General features: G+C 55.0%; 14 protein-coding genes and 1 tRNA gene. 7 read left to right on the plus strand and 8 right to left on the minus strand.

Features of this window, described 5'->3' with window-relative positions; genetic code table 11:
* Positions 1 to 8: 8 nt before the first annotated feature.
* From QZR17_RS01525 to nspC, 5 genes are all read right to left on the minus strand, one after another.
* Entirely contained in the window at positions 9 to 1,007 is a 999-nt protein-coding gene (locus tag QZR17_RS01525; protein ID WP_296163653.1) for an AAA family ATPase, read from the minus strand.
* 96 nt (positions 1,008 to 1,103) lie between these two features.
* Positions 1,104 to 3,380 carry a GH92 family glycosyl hydrolase gene (locus QZR17_RS01530; protein WP_297126762.1) on the minus strand — a complete coding sequence of 759 codons (2,277 nt, stop codon included), beginning with the start codon at positions 3,378 to 3,380 and terminating at the stop codon, positions 1,104 to 1,106.
* Positions 3,377 to 4,681 (minus strand): 30S ribosomal protein S12 methylthiotransferase RimO, encoded by a 1,305-nt coding sequence (rimO, locus tag QZR17_RS01535; protein ID WP_297126765.1) that lies wholly within the window; start codon positions 4,679 to 4,681, stop codon positions 3,377 to 3,379. The genes QZR17_RS01530 and rimO overlap by 4 nt, the downstream gene beginning before the upstream one ends.
* Positions 4,682 to 4,692: 11 nt before the next feature.
* On the minus strand, positions 4,693 to 5,652 hold the full coding sequence (gene ftsY / locus QZR17_RS01540; RefSeq protein ID WP_297126768.1) for a signal recognition particle-docking protein FtsY: 960 nt from the start codon (positions 5,650 to 5,652) through the stop codon (positions 4,693 to 4,695).
* Positions 5,653 to 5,664: 12 nt separating this feature from the next.
* The gene (nspC, locus tag QZR17_RS01545) at positions 5,665 to 6,819 is read right to left on the minus strand and encodes a carboxynorspermidine decarboxylase (RefSeq protein WP_297126772.1); all 1,155 of its coding nucleotides are present in this window, start codon (positions 6,817 to 6,819) and stop codon (positions 5,665 to 5,667) included.
* 363 nt (positions 6,820 to 7,182) lie between these two features.
* Between nspC and QZR17_RS01550 the strand changes: the two genes are divergently transcribed.
* The gene (locus QZR17_RS01550) at positions 7,183 to 7,662 is read left to right on the plus strand and encodes an Lrp/AsnC family transcriptional regulator (protein WP_070467169.1); all 480 of its coding nucleotides are present in this window, start codon (positions 7,183 to 7,185) and stop codon (positions 7,660 to 7,662) included.
* An 11-nt stretch (positions 7,663 to 7,673) separates the two neighbouring features.
* Here the strand turns inward: QZR17_RS01550 and sprA are convergent, their stop codons facing one another.
* The 3 genes from sprA to QZR17_RS01565 all read right to left on the minus strand — a co-directional run bounded on the left by sprA (position 7,674) and on the right by QZR17_RS01565 (position 14,489).
* Positions 7,674 to 13,682: a cell surface protein SprA gene (sprA, locus tag QZR17_RS01555; protein ID WP_297126776.1), complete on the minus strand. Its 6,009-nt coding sequence runs from the start codon at positions 13,680 to 13,682 to the stop codon at positions 7,674 to 7,676.
* A gap of 18 nt (positions 13,683 to 13,700) precedes the next feature.
* The gene (ruvA, locus tag QZR17_RS01560) at positions 13,701 to 14,318 is read right to left on the minus strand and encodes a Holliday junction branch migration protein RuvA (protein WP_296164680.1); all 618 of its coding nucleotides are present in this window, start codon (positions 14,316 to 14,318) and stop codon (positions 13,701 to 13,703) included.
* A 99-nt stretch (positions 14,319 to 14,417) separates the two neighbouring features.
* A tRNA-Phe gene (locus QZR17_RS01565) sits at positions 14,418 to 14,489 on the minus strand.
* A 279-nt stretch (positions 14,490 to 14,768) separates the two neighbouring features.
* On the opposite strand from QZR17_RS01565, the gene QZR17_RS01570 reads away from it, so the two are divergent.
* From QZR17_RS01570 to QZR17_RS01595, 6 genes are all read left to right on the plus strand, one after another.
* On the plus strand, positions 14,769 to 14,999 hold the full coding sequence (locus QZR17_RS01570) for a hypothetical protein (RefSeq protein WP_296164685.1): 231 nt from the start codon (positions 14,769 to 14,771) through the stop codon (positions 14,997 to 14,999).
* A gap of 122 nt (positions 15,000 to 15,121) precedes the next feature.
* Positions 15,122 to 15,757 carry an OmpH family outer membrane protein gene (locus QZR17_RS01575; protein WP_297126780.1) on the plus strand — a complete coding sequence of 212 codons (636 nt, stop codon included), beginning with the start codon at positions 15,122 to 15,124 and terminating at the stop codon, positions 15,755 to 15,757.
* 120 nt (positions 15,758 to 15,877) lie between these two features.
* Entirely contained in the window at positions 15,878 to 16,681 is an 804-nt protein-coding gene (gene truA, locus QZR17_RS01580) for a tRNA pseudouridine(38-40) synthase TruA (RefSeq protein WP_297126783.1), read from the plus strand.
* A gap of 56 nt (positions 16,682 to 16,737) precedes the next feature.
* On the plus strand, positions 16,738 to 16,956 hold the full coding sequence (locus QZR17_RS01585) for a hypothetical protein (protein WP_297126786.1): 219 nt from the start codon (positions 16,738 to 16,740) through the stop codon (positions 16,954 to 16,956).
* A 24-nt stretch (positions 16,957 to 16,980) separates the two neighbouring features.
* Positions 16,981 to 18,627 (plus strand): diphosphate--fructose-6-phosphate 1-phosphotransferase, encoded by a 1,647-nt coding sequence (locus QZR17_RS01590; RefSeq protein WP_297126788.1) that lies wholly within the window; start codon positions 16,981 to 16,983, stop codon positions 18,625 to 18,627.
* A 107-nt stretch (positions 18,628 to 18,734) separates the two neighbouring features.
* Positions 18,735 to 19,652 carry an NAD(+)/NADH kinase gene (locus QZR17_RS01595; RefSeq protein ID WP_297126790.1) on the plus strand — a complete coding sequence of 306 codons (918 nt, stop codon included), beginning with the start codon at positions 18,735 to 18,737 and terminating at the stop codon, positions 19,650 to 19,652.
* Positions 19,653 to 19,654: the final 2 nt, after the last annotated feature.

Genomic DNA, 19,654 nt, shown 5'->3' on the forward strand with positions numbered 1-19,654 from the left:
CTCTCCGCTTAGGGCACCTGTACCTTATTAAGTATCTCTGTGATCACCTCATCAGTCTTGAGATTTTCCGCCTCAGCCTCATAGCTAAGCCCAATACGGTGACGCATCACATCGTGACAGACAGCACGCACGTCCTCCGGGATGACGAAGCCACGGTGCTTGATAAAGGCGTAAGCTCTCGCAGCGAGGGCAAGGTTGATCGAGGCACGCGGTGAGGCGCCATAGCTGATCATCCCCCTAAGGTTATCCAGCCCGGCATCGCCCGGGTAGCGGGAGGCAAAGACGATATCAATGATATACCTATTGATCTTCTCGTCGAGGTAGACCTGATGCACGATCTCCCGAGCCTTAAGGATCTGATCACCGGAGACCACAGGGCGTACCTCAGCCGGCGTAGCCTTGATCTGCTCCGTCACGATACGGCTCTCTTCCTCCTTGGTGGGATAGCCCACGAGCACCTTGAGCATAAAGCGGTCGCTCTGTGCCTCCGGCAGTGAGTAGGTTCCCTCCTGGTCGATCGGGTTTTGAGTGGCCATGACGAGGAATGGACGTGGCAGCTCAAAGGTCTGGTCAGCGATCGTCACCTGACGCTCCTGCATCGCCTCGAGCAGTGCACTCTGCACCTTGGCAGGCGCACGATTGATCTCATCGGCGAGGACAAAGTTGGCAAATATTGGTCCCTTCTTCACGCTGAAGGTCTCAGACCGCTGACTATAGATCTGAGTGCCGATGACGTCTGCCGGGAGAAGGTCGGGGGTGAATTGGATCCGGCTAAAGTCGGAGTCAATAAGCTCCGCCAGAGTCTTGATTGCGAGTGTCTTCGCCAGTCCGGGGACACCCTCCAGGAGGATGTGCCCGTCCGCAAGTAACCCTATGAGAAGCGATTCCCGAAGATGCTTTTGCCCAACGATGACACGATTCATCCCCTCATCAATGAGGGTGAGAAAACCGCTCTCACGCTCGATCATCTCAGTCAGTGCCCTGATATCTACGCTTGGTTGTTCCATATCTAATCTTATTATACTATCTACCTAAGCCTCCCCTCTCAAACAGCCACAAATATACCGATTTCGCCCCAACCCCTGCCGAAACAACTGGTAATCTTACTTAACGCTGGAGTCACGTGAAAAGGAGTACGGTGTAACTGAGAGCGATATTCCCCTCTTCATATTAGGCCGATTGCTCATCTGAAACCTTAGCACTCCGCCTCCTCGGATCTCATCCATCGTCAGGTAACTTCGATCCAAAACCTTGTCGCCGAGCTGCAGGGCATCTACGTATCGGCTCTTGGGACCATTACCTATCGCCTCGATGGAGAGCTCCTTTCCCTCAGGGAGACTAAGCGTCACCCTGTCAAAGAGCGGTGAGCCGATCACATACTGGAGCGAGCCGGGACAGACGGGGTAAAACCCAAGTGCCGAGAAGACATACCAGGCAGAGGTCTGCCCATTGTCCTCATCCCCGCAGTAGCCATCCGGGCGTGCTGCATAGAAGCGATCCATCACCTCACGAACCAGATACTGGGTCCGCCAAGGCTTACCGGCATAGCTGTAGAGATAGATCATATGCTGGATCGGCTGATTGCCGTGGGCGTAATTGCCCATCCCCATCACCTGCATCTCTCGGATCTCGTGTATGACAAAGCCATAGTAGCTCTCGTCAAAGATCGGTGGGAGAGAAAAAACGGAGTCTAGCATCTGTACGAATGGCTCTCTGCCACCCATCAGGTCGATCAGCCCCTGTGGATCGTGAAAGACAGACCAAGTGTAGTGCCAAGAGTTGCCCTCGGTAAAGTCTCCTCCCCACTTAAGAGGATTAAAGTCAGGGGCAGGCGTGCCATCCTTCAGACGACCACGCATCAGCTTGTGCGTGGGGTCATAGAGATGGCGATAGTTCGTAGCTGACTTTGCGTAGGGTCTGAGCTCCCTCTCACTCTTCCCCAGTGCCGTGCCGAGCCTCCAGATGCACCAGTCATCGTAGGCATACTCGAGCGTACGCGCTGCACTCTCATTGATCCCCACATCGGAGGGGACATAGCCGAGACGATCGTACCACTCCCACCCGAGGCGTCCGGTCGCGGATACCTTAGGGTGGACTGCGTGAGCACCATGGGTGACGGCATCCCATAGTGTCTCCACGTCATAGCCTCTCAGGCCTGTGAGATAGCCGTCAGCGACGACTGAGGCGGAGTTATTCCCCACCATAATGTCTCGATGTCCCGGGCTGGACCACTCGGGCAGGAAACCGCTCTCGCGGTAAGCACTCACGAGACCCGCCTGCATATGAGCTGCCTCCTCAGGGTACAGTAGGTTGAGGAGCGGGAATAGTGCCCTGAAGGTGTCCCAAAATCCGGTATCTCCATAGAGATACCCCTCATGGACCTGACCATCGTAAGGACTGTAGTGGATTCTCGTCCCGGACTCATCGTACTCATAGAGGCGACGTGGGAAGAGTAGACACCTGTAGAGCGTGGAGTAGAAGGTCCTCATATCGTCGACGCTCTTTCCCTCCACTCGGATGCGCCCGAGGAGACTATTCCACAGCTCTCGCCCCTCCTGCTCCAGTTCGTCAATACCCTTTGACACCGCCTCTCGCTGGTTGAGCTCTGCCTGCATCGGGCTGACAAAAGAGGAGGAGACGACCAGCTCGACCGTTGCACCCTTCTCAAAAGCGACCACAGCTGAGGTATGATCTCCCTCCGCCTGAGGAGAGTCTACCTCCTGACCCTCCCTATATATATTGTGTAGTCGGAAGGGGCGGTCCGTCTTCACCACAAAGTGGCACCTGAAGTTGTCCGCCACCCCGCCACTATTCTTGCTGCTGTACCCGGTAATGGTCTGCGCTCTTTCGTCCACAGTGATCGCTGACCCTCCATCGAGAGCATCGAGGACAAGATAAGGCGTCCGCCCCTCTGGGTAGTCGATCCGAAACCTTACCGCTCGCTCAGTCGGCACCATCGTCACTCGGGTATCGTAGTCTGGCAGATAGACACGATAGCTGTAGGGAGTAGCCACTTCAGAGAAGTGTGAGAACCACGATGCCCTCTCGTCCTGATCAGGAGAGGGATTGTCCGTCGTAGGCATCAGGACCAGCTGACCATAGTCATTCATCCATGGACTGGGTTGGTGGGTCTGCTTGAAGCCTCTGATCTTCTGCGCGTCATAGGTGTATTGCCACCCATCGCTCATCTTACCCGTAAGGGGTGTCCAGGCGTTCATTCCCCAAGGTCGGGCAATCACCGGATAGGTATTTCCAGCGGAGAGATCATGACTGCTGTCAGTACCCATCAGCACTTGGACATAGTCCACTGGCTCTTGGGCAAAGAGACCGACAGAGAGGAGGAAAAAAAGGGATGCAAGAGAGAGTGTGCGTCTAATCATTTGGACTCTAAGCTTAGCACCTCACCAATAAGGTCATAGTCGGCGGTGCCGGTGATACGTACCTGACAAAACTCCCCCACTCTCGCCTCACCCGTAAGGATCACCTCGGGATCCACATCAGGCGAGTCGTACTCCGTCCGACCGACATAGTGTCCCTCCTCAGTTCGGTCTACCAGTACCCTGAGCGTCTTGCCCACCATCGACTCCGCTGTCTCTATGGCAATCTCCTGCTGCAGTGTCATCAGGCGGTCGTAGCGCTCCTCCTTGACCTCCTGCGGGACATTGTCGCTGTAGTGAAGGTAGTCGTAGGTCCCCTCCTCATGGGAGTACATAAAGGCACCCATCCGCTCAAATCGCTGCTCTCTGACAAAGTCCATCAGCTCCTCAAAGTCCTCATCCGTCTCCTCCGGATGCCCTACCATCAGCGTCGTACGGATCGCTATGCAGGGGACCTCCTCACGCATACGTCGTAGGAGCTCCTCTGTCTCCTGACGGGTCACACCTCGTCGCATCACTCGCAGCATATGGTCGGAGGCGTGCTGGAGGGCAATATCGAGATACTTACAGACCTTGGGCTGCTCACGCATCACCCTCAGGAGATCCATCGGGAACTGTGCCGGATAGCCATAGTGGAGCCTCACCCACTCGATCCCGTCGATCTGGCAGATCTTCTCGATCAGCTCAGGCAGTCGTGGCTCTCCATAGAGATCCCGTCCGTAGTAGGTGAGATCCTGCGCGATAACGAGTAGCTCCTTCACTCCTGAGGCGGCCAGACCTCTCACCTCCTCGAGGATCTCCTCCTCCGGTCGGGAGATGTGCTTACCGGTAATGATCGGGATGGCGCAGTAGGCGCAGTGTCGGCTGCAACCCTCCGCAATCTTCAGGAAAGCATAGTGATCCGGCGTGGTCGTCAGGCGAGAGTCAGCGACAGTGGTGTGGTATGCCTTCCCCAGGTGAGTGATCAGATCCTTCCAGTCAAATTTCCCATATATCCCATCCAGCTCCGGGATAGCCTCCTTCAGCTCCTCCCGGTATCGCTCACTGAGACAGCCCATGACATAGACCTGTCCTACCTGCCCCGAGGACTTACCGGAGACCACTTCGAGGATCATATCGATGCTCTCTTTCTTGGCACTCTCGATGAAGCCGCAGGTATTGACCACCACGATCTCGCCCTCGACCTTCTCAGGGTTATGGCAGACCGTGTAGCCACTCTCCGCAAATTGTCTCATGAGCCGCTCCGAGTCGATCAGGTTCTTGGAGCAGCCCATGGTGATGACGTCTACCCTATTCTTCCGCATAAGCCGAGCTTTCAGAGCGAGCCCTCAAAGAGGGAGTCCACGAACTCCTCCTTATTGAAGAGCTGCAAGTCAGTCATCTGCTCCCCGAGACCGATGTACTTGACCGGGATCTTGAATTGATCCGAAATGCCAATCACCACCCCACCCTTGGCAGTACCATCCAGCTTAGTGATGGCGAGGGTATTGACGTCGGTCGCCTCGGTAAATTGCTTGGCCTGCTCAAAGGCATTCTGCCCGGTGGAGCCATCCAGCACCAGCAGGATCTCCTGCGGTGCCTCCGGATGAACCTTCTGCACCACTTTGCGGATCTTCGAGAGTTCATTCATCAGCCCCACCCTATTGTGGAGCCTCCCGGCAGTGTCGATGATGATCACGTCTGCGCCATTGGCCTTGCCATGCTCGACGGTATCATAGGCGACTGAGGCCGGGTCGGAGCCCATCTTCTGCTTGATGACCGGGACGCCGACACGCTCTCCCCAGATCTCCAGCTGCTCGATGGCTGCAGCGCGGAAAGTGTCCGCAGCCCCAAGTACTACGTTGAGCCCCTCGCTCTTATACTGATAGGCAAGCTTGCCGACGGTGGTGGTCTTACCCACGCCATTGACCCCCACGACGAGGATCACGTAGGGCTTGACCTGCTTGGAGAGGTCAAAGGAGGTGCCATCCTCCGTCTCATTCTCAGCGAGGAGTGCCGCGATCTCCTCCTTAAGCAGTCGATTGAGCTCGCTGGTACCCACATACTTATCCTGAGCGACACGCTTCTCGATCCGGTCAATGATCTTCAGCGTCGTCTCCACGCCCACGTCACTGGTGATGAGTATCTCCTCGAGCCTATCGAGTACCTCGTCATCCACCTTGGACTTCCCCGCTACGGAGTGGGAGAGCTTGTCGAAGAAGCTCTGCTTCGTCTTCTCCAGACCGGTGTCCAGTGTCTCTTTCTTTTTCTTAGAGAATAATCCAAAAAATCCCATCGCTCAATATCTTTAATCCATTCTTGTCTTGTAATCCTCATACCCATAGGCTCTCAGCAGCTCCGGCGTACCATCGCTGTGGAGTAGGTAAATAGAGGGGTGAGAGATGCCATTGAACATAGTCGTCTTCACCGTCGTGTAGTGTATCATATCCTCGAATATCAGCCGCTCCCCCACCACCGGCTCATGGTCGACGTACCAGTCGCCCATCACATCCCCGCTGAGGCAGCTGTTGCCACCCACACGATAAGGGCCGTAGGTATGCTCAACGTCTTGCACCATAGAGGCTCCCCGGATGACAGGCTGATACGGCATCTCAAGGCAGTCGGGCATATGGCAGGAGAAGGAGGCATCGATCATCAGCGTAGTGACTCCACCATGGGTCACCCGGTCGAGGATCGTCGTGATGAGTGGTCCGGTCTGCCATGCAAAGGCACTCCCCGGCTCCAGGATTACCCGCAGGTGAGGATAGCGCCGGTGGAAGTCGGTGAGGAGCTTGATCAGCAGCTCAACGTCGTAGTCCTTCCGCGTCATCAGGTGACCGCCCCCAAAATTGACCCACTTAGCTCGCTCGAGATAGCGACCAAACTTCTCCTCGATCACGCTCAGCGAGCGCGCAAAGGTGTGCGAGTCGTCCTCGCAGTGCGAGTGGATGTGGATCCCCTCGATCCCAGCCGGCAGCTCATCAGGCAGGTCAGCGAGCGGCACGCCCAGCCTCGAGTCAGGTGAGGCGGGATTGTAGAGGTCGGTCTCGATCTCGCTGTACTCAGGGTTGAGCCTGAGCCCGCAGCTGATCGGATGCCCGGCATAGTCGCAGACCGTGGGATACCAGCGGTCAAATTGGGAGAGAGAGTTAAAAGTAATATGGCTGCTACAACGCAGGATCTCCTCCATCTCATCCGGACGATAGACCGGAGCATAGGTATGGGTCAGAGAGCCCATCTCCTCGTAGCCCAGTCGCGCCTCCGAGAGAGAGCTGGCAGTAGTGCCACTGATGTATTCCCTAAATATCGGGAAGGTCTTCCAGAGAGCAAAAGCCTTAAAGGCCATTATGATCTCCACGTCCGCCTCGACCGACACGCGACGTATCAGCTCCAGATTACGCCTCAGGAGCATCTCCTCCACCACATACGATGGAGAGGGTATATTGTGATAGCATTCCTTCATTACTCAAAGGTACCAATTTATTGAGGTCGCCACATAAGAAGTCACCCCACGTGCTGAAAAAGCCAGCTGGACACACTTATGGACAGTCAATCAGCTGTGTGCTCTTTTCAGGAGAAGACAACGCCAATCTAATACCGATATTAGGCTTCTCCAATACCGATATTAGTTTTCTCTAATATCGGTAAAAGAATTAAGCCTGAAGTCGGGGAATTTGCCGTTGTCTGCCGACAGACCCTCGAGGGTCAAATAGACATCCCCTCTGCAGCGGAGGCTTAAGAATTCGGTTGGCGAGAAAGAATTGCTTATTTTTGTCTCAGTAAAGAACAATTACCCTTTGCCATCATCTAAATCAACCATCTTTATATGAGTCACACATTAGATAATATAGACATCAAGATCCTTAAGGAGCTTCAGCAAAATGGGAAGATGACCACTAAGGAGCTTGCCAACCGCGTTGGGCTCTCTCAGTCACCGGTCTTTGAGCGACAGCGCAAGCTGGAGCAGGAGGGATACATCGTGAGGTACGCTGCCATCCTGAGTCCCCAAAAGACGGGAAATAACATCCAGGTGTGGTGCAACATCAAGCTCAAGAAGCACGCCCAGGAGATGGGACAGGACTTTATGAGTAAGATCGTCGACTTCGACGAGGTGGTCGAGTGCTACAACACTTCAGGGGACTACGACTTCATGGTGAAGATCCTTGTACACGATATGTCAGAGTACCAGAATTTTGTACTCAACAAGCTCGGCACAATCGACAGCATCGGCAGCCTCGACAGTGTCTTTGTGCTGGGAGTAGTCAAGCAGACGCCGGCTCTCCCGCTGAAGAATATCGATGAGTGAGAGTCCCCGACTCAGGGGTGGAGGGTCAGCAGTAGCATAGCACCGTAGGAAGACTTGCGGTAGGGATACTGCCTACCCGTGACGAGGGGGGTACGTATATCCTCTCTCCAGAACCCTCTGATGGAGAGACTCTGGGAGCAGTGGTAATCCAGCGTCAGTCGCAGGCTGTGGGTGTTGAGTCCGCGCAGCCTATTTTGGGTCGAGCGTCTGAGATCTGCCTCCTCCAGCGATGTGTGTGTGAAGGAGTACCCAATGTTGCTCTCGAGGCTGGAAGAGGTGGAGGAGAGCAAGGGAAGACTCGACCGGAAGAGGGGAGGAAGCTTGAGCTGATACCGTAGTGAGACATCACACCTCCGATCGGTCTGAGAGAGGAGCCTGAGACTCCCAGTGAGGAGGGAGTGCGACCTACTGAGGACATACGCTGCTGAGAGCGTGAGGCTCTTGCCGACTGATGTGTCCATCCCCAGCAGAGGACTGAATAGGTCGGTAGTGGTGATCGTCTGCAGGTCGTAGGGAGCGCCACTTTCTGGATCGCTCCTCAGACGGTAATCGGGCAGCTCTAGGAGCCCGCTGTACTGATGCTTGATCAGGAGCCGGGGTGTAAGTGATCGCACGGCGTCAGAGAGTGTGGCGAGGTCGATCGTGAGGAGCCAGTTGGGGAGAAGATTGAGCGATGAGGGTATGCCCCGAGACATTTTGGGACTGACGAGATAGCCGGATGCGAAGCAGTCGATGGCTTGCTCGATGGTCGGGCTGTCGGCTAATTCACTAAGCAATCGCTCCGTCCGATCGCCTCGAAGCCCAATGGTGGACATCGTGAGCCGTCCGCTCATATCGACTACATCACCGGTGATGCTGCTACATATATAGGAGTTGCTCTTCGTCTGAGTGAGGAAGAGCTCCACAGATAGTCCTCGGACCGGTGACAGGCTCAGCGCGCAGGAGAGATCGTCCTTGACAAAGTAGGAGGGAAGGCGACTGAGAGAGCTATCGTCCATTATCCAGCGAGACCTTACCGCATGACCTATCTCACCCGCGTAGTCGCAGATGCTAAGCATATAGCCGATCGTGGGGGACAGCAGCTGCCCCTGATGACCGAAGCCAAAGATCTTGCCTGCCTCAGGCAGGAAGCCGGGGATCATACTCCCGGCATCGTGACTATATCTCAGTCGCAGCTCCCCCACTTGCTTGGATGCCTTACTGAGGTCGTACTGGGCTTGGAGATCAAGGCGTCCATTATTCTTGATGGTATGCCCACTCGACCGGTCGCCCACCACGACACCCCGCCTCCAGCTGTAGTCTCCACTATAGGATAGACTGGCGTACAGTGGGGTCAGGAGGGAGTGGCGCATACTCGGGGTATGGAGTGTAATGCAATAGCGCCCCTGATACCTGTCGGTAGTGCCAAGCGAGACAATGGAGCGGAGGATCCGGTCCGTGAATAGCCGAAAAGAGAGGTCACTCTCCCCTCGGGCGACCACCTCAGGAGGGATATTGTCGATGAGGGCGAAAGTATTGCTTTGGATGGTGAGTGATCCAAAGTCGACAGGCGACCACTTGATGGCCAGAGATCGGTCCCAGAGCCAATTCCGATAGACCTGAGCAGACTGCTCCTTCTCCTCACCGGGTGTAGGCATAAGGGACGTATTATCCACCCGACTCCAGCCACTATGGAGCCTGAGGTAATCCCCATCCCCCCCCTCCGCGCGGTAGTCTATGGTGGTGTGCATCCGTCTATTCTTCTCCTCTATCACCTGGGGATCCTTACGCTGATGATGGGTGAGGTCGTAGGAGAAAGTGAGATCGGACCTTGACTTCCCGCCCGAGGTGAGTGGTTCTCCCTCGGGACTGACTCTCCAATTGTTGAGTATGAGATGATCCGCTCGCTCGAGGTAAATGGGCTCCCTCCCCCGATAGGGCAGATCGGTGTCGTAGGGGTCATAGTGCGGTGTCTTTTTATTCTCAAGCAACGTGTAACGGACAGGCGCTTGGACGCCCCACTCCCGGGGTAGGAGCTTACCCAGCTCCAGCATAGTCTCCAGGTCAATATAGGTTTGTGTGAGTTGCTGCCGGAGGCGGGCATCATTGCGTATGTCGCCATAGCCACCGGACTGACCGCCGACCTTAATACTAGCGGAACCTAGGTCGGAGAGTGTCGCCTGTACATCAGCGAGCCAAGCGCTGCCACCCATTTGGCCAACTCCTGAGACGGTGAGATCATTGATCCACACCTCTGCACTGATGCGCCCACTGCTCCGGTTTCGAACGCCGATCAAGATAGCTGAGAGGTTGCCGAGGGAGGGATAGCCCTTGATCGAGACTCTGCCTCTTGTGTAGAGCTCCTTCTTATCAAGAGCTCCCTGAGAGGCACGCTCCTGCTTCACTCCTGTCAATTCGCTAAGATCGATCTGAAGGACATTGGAGAGGGGCCAGATCAAGTCTTGCTTCTCCGAGGTGCTCATCCCACTGTAGTCTCTCCTTGGGGTCACCATCAGGGGGAGACGATACTCGTAGTAATTGGCAGAGTAGTCCGATCCCAGCCGGACAAAGAGCTCGAGATCCCGATCCCTCACTTCTCCCTCGGCATGGGTATGGAGGGTGAGATACCGGTAGTGGCGCAGGTCAAGATCGGTAGCCCGATAGACCGCTGCCACCTCGTCCTTCTCCATAGTGGGGATCGAGAGGGCAAGTGCCTTCTCATCATAGCGAGCTAAGGAAAGGGTGCCACGCCTCTGGCCACGGACTACCCCCTTAGGGGAGACGTAGGGAATGGGTGATCTGCCCGAGTCCTCCTCGAGGCTGTGGGTCTGCAGGGTCAGCTCAGCATTGGACCGGTCGGGATCGATGACCGAGGTGTAGCGTTGCCAGGGTGAGGAGATGAGCCGAAGGGAGGCGCACCTGAGGTGTATCGGCTTATCGAAGTGCTGTAGAGTGAGCCGAATCGACTCGATATCCTGCATCGTGGGGTGAGCACCAGAGGTAGCATCGTACTTGGAGAGCGGGATGGTAAGCTTGACCCACCTCGAGGAGCGCCCATCCTCCTCCCGGATCTCCACCTCACCGGAGTACCACTTCCCTCCGGGACGGAGCGCCTCCTTAGTCACCGACAGATGATAGCGAAAGTAGCCATCAGTAGTGGATAGTACGCCGTCTCCATTGAGGTCCTCGCTATCCGGTAGATCGGTGCGTGCCGACTGGTGCCCTTGGATGAGCCGCGGCAACGAATTTCCCTCCGTACCATTGATATACTTATACCTGCTCGGAATGTCCGCCTCCACCCTGTCCCAGTGGTCCCCGAGGTAGAAGTGGTAGTCATCACCGGAGGGGTCCCCAAGTGGCGAACCGGGAAGCTGTACTCCTCCCACACTCCAAGCCTGCGGATCAATGTGGGCAGTGACAGACTTGAGATACGAGGCAAAGAGGACCTGCTCATCCGACGAGGAAATACCGTCCAAGCCGACATCCTGCTCCTCGATGCCCTGAGAGGAGAAAGAGCGAGACGAAGGGAGCGTCTCCGAGCGCCGACCATGGGGGGTAGTCACCTTGGGGAGGTCACTCTCAAAGTCGAGAGCGCCATCCGGGATGATCTCCTCAGAAAATCTACCAAGATCGACCATCAAATCCCCCTCCGGGGCATCAGGACGTATGGAGAAAGGATCCAAAACCCAGAGCTCAATGGAGGTGATACGCTCCTTCTCCAAGTCCCTTATCTCCAGAGTGGATACGATGGAAGCCCAGTTGTCGTGAGGTCGAGCAAGCTTGCCATCCGACGTCCAGCCATCTGTGCGGTAGTTGTAGGGTCCCCGCTCATCCGGATAGTACGAGAGGTTTAGCATCTCGATAATCTGAGTGGTCAGCTGATCGAGGTCTCTGCCGGGGAAGAGCTCCTCGACTCGATACTCGCGCACGAGGGGACTTTGTCTCAGGTCAGGGCGTCGGCTGAGCCCGGTCGGCTGACCGGGTGCCCCCTCTCGGACCAAGAGAGGGTCGACATTGAACCACGCCAAGTGGGCTCTGTAATCGGGACTGCTCTCTCTCAGTGTCGACAGTTGCCACCGCAGAGAGGAAGTCAGGTCGACAGCCGTGCCACCGTCCTCAAAGTCGTCCACGACAATTGCCCCTCTACCACCGGAGGTGTTGTAGTCCGAGATCAAGTGGGTGTAAGCCATCTTTGCTCTGAGCGAAACGGGGATCTCCTCCGAGACGGTTGCAAAGCGGGAGAGCCATCGGGACAGCTTTCGAGAGGAGAAGTCGTACGTGAGGTGGGTACCCAGGATCGTATTTCGCAAGTCTTCCTGACCGATCCGCATCTTTTCTCCCCCGCTATCCTCCACGTAACCATATAGGCTGGCTCCGAGGGTCAGACGGTAAGCAAGTGCAAGCTCAGCCTCAAGTCCGAAGAGGGACTTCCGCTTGACCTCTGTCTGCGACTCCTGGGGGATGGTGATCTCTATCGGCTCGTCTGAGGTGCTTAGGACTCTCAGCTCGCCCTGATCGTAGTCGACAGTATAGTCGGCCCCCTCTATCAGCGATCGTCCGCCCTGCGTCGCAGTAATACTTCCCCTCGGGATGCGGTGACCGATCTTGACCGTCTCTTGCGACCTCGCCGAGACCGATCCTGTGATCCTAAATCGATCCAGATCCTGACGCTCCTTGGCCCTCGTCGGGCTCTCTGTATATAGATCCTCATAGGGCTCATACCCATCGGGGAGGGATCGAAACGGCTCTCTCCTCGGGATGAAAAGTGTGCCCATCTCCTCGCTCACCGTCACGCCCGGAGTGTAGTCCAGCCTCCCATCACTCACCCCACCTATGCCCCTACTGTCCCGCACATCCAAGCCCATCCACTTCATCCAAGTCTCTCCGGATGGTGTCATCTCTGTAGCCACACCGGTGCTGGGCTCTAAGTAGCTCAGCTTCACGTCTAAGTCCTCAGCACCATCGAGTCGACCGGTTGCTCCGATGGAGTAGCCATTCTTCATCATCAGCGCCCAAAGGTCGGATGAGGGGGACTTGTCCCGATCTGCCAGAAGTGCTGCGGTGATTGTACCCGAACTATCTGCATCGAAGGAGCCGACACGGATCCTCTTCCCCTGATACTGGTACTCGTAGGAGACAGCGAGCCGCTTGCTGTCCGAGAGGGGAAACCTGAGCGAGATGAAGCCTAGGATCGGATTGACCTCGTAGCTCTCCTCATCCAGTCGCACGGCATAGGGAATCTCAGACACCTCTCCCTGGCCCTGACCCTCCGGTGGGGTCTCCTTCTCCATACTCAGAGACCGATAAGCAGCCACTCTGTGTGCTCTGCCACCATTATCTGTAGTGCCAGCTGACTCGATCCAGACGGAGACGCGCAAGATCTTGATGTCGCTCTCCACCAACGGCAACTCCCAGAGCGCCTTATCGTATTTCTTTGCAAAAAACTCCGACAGGAAGAAATGCTTATTGACCTCATAGTCGGAGCTTTTCAGCTCAAAGGGGTACACCTGCTTACCCCGTCTGATGGTCATCCGCCTGACATTATCCCTCTGTATCGAGGTGAGGAAGCGTAGCTGCAGAGGCCCCGCCCAGAAGTCGCCCAAGACGCCGAAGAGGTTGGACGGGGTGGAGATGAGTGGATTGTGGCTTCGGAAAGAAATGTTGCCCGCTTGGAGGGACTGTAGCATCTCGTACTCACCTCCCCTATACCCGAGACGCAGTCTATTCTTGGATGAGCTGAGACTCCTATCGGTATTGTAGTCAAGGTCGAGCCACAAGCGGTCACCATACCTCACATTGGCGTGCAGATTGCTCTGCTGCTCCAGTATCGGCATTGTCCTCTTGCGATAGCTCTGAGGCAGGAGAGGGTTATCCTCCCATATCGTCGACCTGCCGGCCGAGAGGGTGATCGAGCCATTCGTCACGACTCGGAGCTGGGGAGAGGCGTTTCTCACGCTATCACTCGGCAGCTGCTGTGCGAGTGCTGATGCCGAGAGCAGCAGTCCGGCCACGCAGAGCATGAGGTTCAGGCAGCCCTTCATCAGCGGTCGATAGGATGATTAGAGCATCTGCAGACCTCGACGGATGATGTCATTGACACTCATATCAGGATCCTCCTTGACAAGCATGGCGATCACCTTATGAGCCATAGCCTTGGTGTATCCCAGCGTGACAAAAGCCTGCTCCGCCTCCTCGTAGAGCTCCCTCCTCGCCAGTGGAACCGCCTTGTCATCCCGGGTAAGATCCTTCGCATCGATGAAGTCAGCCATCTCAGCGACCACCTTGTCCTTAAGATCAAGTATCGCCCGCTTAGCAGTCTTGGCCCCAATCCCCTTGACCCCCTGCAGGGACCTGTCGTCTCCGGCCGCGATAATAGAGACCAGCTCCTTAGGGGTAAAAGTGCTGAGGATAAGTCGCCCTGTGGCAGGTCCTATGCCGGAGACCCCAATCAGGAGACGAAAGATCTGTCGCTCACTCTGGTCAAGAAAGCCATAGAGCTCGTACGCATCCTCACGGATGACCTCATGGACAAAGAGCCGAACCTCCCCGGTCCCTAGGCGGTCCAGAGCGTTGTAGGTATTGAGGGTGATATTGAGCAGGTACCCTATGCCGCCTGCCTCCACGACAACAGATGCCGGATTCTTGGAGAAAAGTTTTCCGTAGATGTACTCAATCATGGTGGAAAGGTACAAAAAAAAGGAAGCCTAGCCAGCCCAAAAAGTGAAGCCCCTCGAATGAGACCTAAGTCAACATCCAAGGGGCTTCGGGGGAGGGAGTGGCGCGACTTGGAATTGAACCAAGGACACATGGATTTTCAGTCCATTGCTCTACCACTGAGCTACCGCGCCATTTGTGCTATACGAGAGGTGTACTCCTCGTTTTTGCACTGCAAAGGTAAGATAAAAATTTGGATTAGCAAGCACCTTTTCGTCCTCACCATCTCTCACCGACCTGAGGAAAGTGCCGACCCAGCCTATACAAGCCTCGACCGACCGGACCATAAAATGTTATAACTACCTAAAGATGACGCCTCTTCCCGGATCCAAAGGAAATCGAGACCCTTGAAAGCAATAAAAAAGGTATATTTGCCAGCGTATTTGATCACCTAAGGAAACGACTACCAAGTCATGACGACAACTCTCATACTTACACTTGCCCTCGTAGGAATAGCCGTGCTACTCTTGGGGGTGCGGGTGTTTTTCGTGAAAGGTGGAGAGTTCCCTAAGACCGAGATAGAGGATCAGCCTGCACTTCGCGCTAAGGGACTCGTCTGCGGCAATAAGATCACCGCTCTTGAGATGAAGCATCGGAACCTATACGATCGCATCAGCGAGGGTCAGGAGCTCCCGGACGACTAAGACCTCCATCCACTTTGATTGATCACACCTACATCTCTTATCATACAGTCATTCTCCAAAACCAATAATTCTCAAAGGAGTTATCTCGGGCATCTCTGCTCACAGCTCCCAGTATTTCATCAATGAAGAACTCTACAAATACCATCATCACCGTCATCTTGGCGGTAGCAGTAGTTGCACTTTTTGTGCTTCACTTCGCAGACAAGCCCAAAACTCCCAAGATGGCACCTATGCCTACCGGCGACTCTACCGTCGTCATGCCGATAGCTTACGTCACCATTGACAGCCTGATGACTCAGTACAACTATGCCAAGGACGTTAACGACAAGCTTATGGCATCCGCTGAGACCAAGCAGGCAAACCTCAACGCTCAGGGTCGTCAGCTCGAGAAGGAGATGCAGGACTTTCAGTACAAGATGAATAACAACGCCTTCTTCAGCCAGGAGCGTGCCGAGCGAGAGTATCAGAGACTCGCAAAGAAGCAGCAGGACTTCCAGCAGCTCCAGCAGAAGCTCTCAGGTGAACTGATGGAAGAGCAGGCCAAGACGATGAAGTCGCTCTCCGACACCATCTGGTCTCAGATACGCACCTACAATGAGCTCCACGGGCACTATCAGATGATCCTCACCAACCAAGGTGGCTCGATCATCTACTCGGTACCTATGTACGACATCACTGAGGAGGTGGTCAAGTATCTCAACGATCAGTACGACCCCTCTAAGAGCACCGCAGAGAAGGAGGATACTGACAAGAAGTAAGCCCCCTTTACGATGCGCCCTACCCTTATCAAGGATGGGCTAACTATCTAAAAGCAAGTCCCACAGTGCTCCTCTTGACGGATCTCTGTGGGACTTTTTTCCGAGCAAAAGAAGAAGGGTATGAGATACTTCCTCTACATAGCATACGACGGCACCGATTTCCTCGGCTGGCAATCACAGCCCGAGGGACGCACCGTGCAGGGGGAGCTGGAGCAAAGGCTCAGCACGATGCTTCGCCACCCCATATCCATCACGGGGGCGGGGAGGACCGACACTGGGGTGCATGCGAGCCGGATGGTTTGTCATCTGGACCTCGACCTGTCAGGCAGAGAGATGGGGGAGATGACCTATCGTCTGCGACGCTTCCTCCCTCCCGACATTGCCTTACTGGAGGTCAGGCGTGTGACCGCAGATGCCCATGCCCGATTTGATGCGATCAGTCGCCGGTACGGATACCACGTAAGGACCACAGCCTCACCCTTTACCCGGAAATACTGTACCCTTGTGCCCGAGTCGCTGGACTTTGAGGCTATGAACCAAGCGGCCACTTATCTCATCGGAGAGCACGACTTTACGACTTTCTCCAAGAAGCACTCTCAGGTCAGGACGCACAACTGCATCGTCACAGAGGCCAAGTGGGAGCGTGAACGCTCTTTTGGTGAGTGTTGCAACACCTTTCACATCACGGCCAACCGCTTTCTTAGAAATATGGTTCGCGGCATAGTGGGGACACTATTTGAGGTTGGGCGTGGAAAGATGGATCCATCGGACTTCGGAGATCTCTTAGCAGCACGTGACAGATCCCTCTGCGGGTCATCTGCGCCGAGTGAGGGACTCTTCTTAGAGGAGGTGACTTACCCGGAGTCCATTTTCCTCGCAGATGCCGGGCCAGAGGCGCCACTCCAGGATACTCCCAAGGAGTGAAAAATGAGTACCTTTGTACTGATAGGTAAGAAGTATCACACTAATCCATATTTACTATGCCTCCAGGACCAAGGTTTTTTCGTGGCTTCAGAGCAGTTGCATTAGCAGGAGCCGCCATCTCAATCATCGGCGCGATCGTTTGTCTGATTTTCTTAGCAGGCTGGATGAAGACCTACTTCGCACTGCTGTGCCTGATACTGGCACTCAACTTTGGTCTGATGCTCTACTTCATCAGCCACAACGACCCGTCCAAGAGGGGCAAAAAAGAGGAATAAACATCACACATTCATACACATCTTATGAGAGTAAGCGAATTACAAAGAGAGAGAAAGTCCTACCAGCCCAAGATGCCTGACGTGCTGAAGGGGAAGCTACACGCCGTCAAGGGCAACGCCACAGAGTCGGTAGCTGACAAAGAGAGAGTCAAGGAACTCTTCCCCTACACCTATGGTATGCCTAGTATCACCTTTGAGAAAGGAGAAGATGCCGAGGCCAAGCACGACCCGATCAATGTAGGTGTCCTCTTGTCCGGTGGTCAAGCACCCGGTGGGCACAATGTGATCGCGGGGATCTTTGATGGTATTAAGGCGCTTAATTCCGAGAGCAAGCTCTACGGATTCCTGATGGGACCCTCCGGGCTGATCGAGCACAAGTATATCGAGCTCACCGCGGAGATCATCGATGAGTATCGCAATACGGGAGGATTTGACATGATCGGCTCCGGTCGCACGAAGCTGGAGACTAAGGATCAATTCGATAGCGGACTCGGGATCCTGCGTGAGCTCCACATCTCTGCTCTCGTGATCATCGGCGGTGATGACTCCAATACCAATGCTTGCGTACTAGCTGAGTACTACAAGTCGATCAATGCCGGAGTACAGGTGATCGGCTGTCCTAAGACGATCGATGGGGACCTGAAGAACGAGCAGATAGAGACCTCCTTTGGCTTTGATACTGCCACAAAGGTCTACTCCGAGATCATCGGAAACATCGAGCGCGACTGCAACTCTGCGCGCAAGTACTGGCACTTCATCAAGGTGATGGGACGCTCTGCCTCTCACATCGCCCTCGAGTGCGCTCTACAGACACAGCCTAATATCTGTCTCATCTCGGAGGAAGTAGAGGAGAAGAAGCAGTCCCTTAGTCAGATCGTAGAATATATTGCCTCAATAGTGGCTAAGCGTGCTGCTGAGGGCAATAACTTTGGTGTAGCCCTGATCCCGGAGGGACTGATCGAGTTTATCCCCTCTATGCGAGACCTCATCAGCGAGCTGAATGATCTGCTTGCTAAGGTAGGAGACGACTTTGCCCACACCCCTAAGGAAGAGCAACTTGAGTTCATAGCATCAAGACTCTCAGCAGAGAATGCAGAGGCCTTCCGCTCCCTCCCCGACACTGTCGCCTATCAGATCGCAGGAGAGAGAGACCCTCACGGCAACGTACAGGTGTCACTCATCGAGACGGAGAAGCTCCTCTCAGGTATGGTGGCGAAGAAACTCGCAGAGTGGAAGAAGGAGGGGAAGTACGAGGGATCCTTTAAGACTCAGCACCACTTCCTCGGCTATGAGGGAAGATGTGCTGCTCCATCCAATTTTGATGCCGACTACTGCTATACTCTCGGCTTTACAGCAAGTAAGCTGATTGAGGCCGGTCTGACTGGGTATATGAGCTCTGTACAAAATCTCACGAGAGAGGTTCCGCAGTGGATTGCTGGTGGTACACCGATCACGATGATGTTCAATATCGAGCGTCGCGGAGGAAAGGACAAGCCGGTGATCCGCAAGGCCCTTGTCGATCTGGAGGGTGCTCCATTCAGAGAGTTTGAGAGCCATCGCGAGGAGTGGGCTAAGGAGACTGCTTTCGTCTATCCGGGACCGATTCAGTACTGGGGTCCGAGCTCCGTCTGCGATCGTCCGACAAAGACCATCCTTCTGGAGCACAAGTAAGGCCTGAGTACCCTATATCGCCTAAGGGGCGGGATCGGAGCATTCCGATCCCACCCCTTTTGCTATATTTGTCCACGGGGATTTCCAATGACCTTTAGAATAAATATATGAGGATACACATCATAGGCTCGACCCATCAGACCGCTTCACTCGATACCCTGCGAGGGATCCTGGACCTGCTGACTGTCGACAGTACCGATGAGGTAACCATCGATAGTCGTTTTTTTAGCTACCTGATCCAGCACGAAATAGCTCCATTGGGCGTGAAGACCTACCCCCTCAGCGGGACTATCGACACAGACCTAATGGTCTGCATCGGAGGGGACGGCACATTCCTTCGGGGTGCAAAATTGGTCGCTGGCACGGAAGCCGGGATCATCGGTCTTAACTCCGGACATCTGGGTTTTCTATCCAGTATGCAGCCCGATGTCCTCTCCTCCTACTGGGAGGAGATACGATCTGGGCGTGCTCAGGTGGACGAGCGAGCCACGCTGGAGGCAGTCGTCACCGGTCCGGATGGGAAGATCCTCCATAAAGGGATTGCGCTCAACGAGGTCTCCGTCATCAGGCGAGACATACTGAGTATGATCAAAGTCACCACCAAGGTCTGTGGACAATGGATGGTCGACTACCAAGCGGATGGGGTGCTTGTCTCAACGCCCACAGGCTCCTCCGCCTACGCGCTGAGTGTAGGCGGACCACTGGTTCACCCTAATTGCACCTCACTCCTCATCGTCCCGATAGCCCCCCACTCTCTCACGATGAGACCCATCCTAATACCTGATAGCATGACGATCGACTTCACGATCAGCAGCCGATCAGGGACATTTGCTATCGCTCTGGACGGGAGAGGAAAGGATTTTCTAGACAATTGTCGGGTGACCGTCCGGAAGTCGGATCGCGTGGTCAAGGTACTCCATACCAGCGGTTATCAATACTTTGAAAACCTTCGTAAGAAGCTGATGTGGGGTGCCGACTCGCGATCTGTCGGTAATGATGAAGACGAAGCCTCTCAGCCCGACTAAAG

This window comes from uncultured Porphyromonas sp., assembly GCF_900541275.1.
In the GTDB taxonomy this organism is placed as follows: Bacteria; Bacteroidota; Bacteroidia; order Bacteroidales; family Porphyromonadaceae; genus Porphyromonas_A.

What these genes read in the sequence shown, in the direction of transcription:
- QZR17_RS01525 (WP_296163653.1), bottom strand. Translation starts at nt 1,007, where the DNA reads ATGGAACAACCAAGCGTAGATATCAGGGCACTGACTGAGATGATCGAG.
- QZR17_RS01530 (WP_297126762.1), bottom strand. Translation starts at nt 3,380, where the DNA reads ATGATTAGACGCACACTCTCTCTTGCATCCCTTTTTTTCCTCCTCTCT.
- rimO (WP_297126765.1), bottom strand. Translation starts at nt 4,681, where the DNA reads ATGCGGAAGAATAGGGTAGACGTCATCACCATGGGCTGCTCCAAGAAC.
- ftsY (WP_297126768.1), bottom strand. Translation starts at nt 5,652, where the DNA reads ATGGGATTTTTTGGATTATTCTCTAAGAAAAAGAAAGAGACACTGGAC.
- nspC (WP_297126772.1), bottom strand. Translation starts at nt 6,819, where the DNA reads ATGAAGGAATGCTATCACAATATACCCTCTCCATCGTATGTGGTGGAG.
- QZR17_RS01550 (WP_070467169.1), top strand. Translation starts at nt 7,183, where the DNA reads ATGAGTCACACATTAGATAATATAGACATCAAGATCCTTAAGGAGCTT.
- sprA (WP_297126776.1), bottom strand. Translation starts at nt 13,682, where the DNA reads ATGAAGGGCTGCCTGAACCTCATGCTCTGCGTGGCCGGACTGCTGCTC.
- ruvA (WP_296164680.1), bottom strand. Translation starts at nt 14,318, where the DNA reads ATGATTGAGTACATCTACGGAAAACTTTTCTCCAAGAATCCGGCATCT.
- QZR17_RS01570 (WP_296164685.1), top strand. Translation starts at nt 14,769, where the DNA reads ATGACGACAACTCTCATACTTACACTTGCCCTCGTAGGAATAGCCGTG.
- QZR17_RS01575 (WP_297126780.1), top strand. Translation starts at nt 15,122, where the DNA reads ATGAAGAACTCTACAAATACCATCATCACCGTCATCTTGGCGGTAGCA.
- truA (WP_297126783.1), top strand. Translation starts at nt 15,878, where the DNA reads ATGAGATACTTCCTCTACATAGCATACGACGGCACCGATTTCCTCGGC.
- QZR17_RS01585 (WP_297126786.1), top strand. Translation starts at nt 16,738, where the DNA reads ATGCCTCCAGGACCAAGGTTTTTTCGTGGCTTCAGAGCAGTTGCATTA.
- QZR17_RS01590 (WP_297126788.1), top strand. Translation starts at nt 16,981, where the DNA reads ATGAGAGTAAGCGAATTACAAAGAGAGAGAAAGTCCTACCAGCCCAAG.
- QZR17_RS01595 (WP_297126790.1), top strand. Translation starts at nt 18,735, where the DNA reads ATGAGGATACACATCATAGGCTCGACCCATCAGACCGCTTCACTCGAT.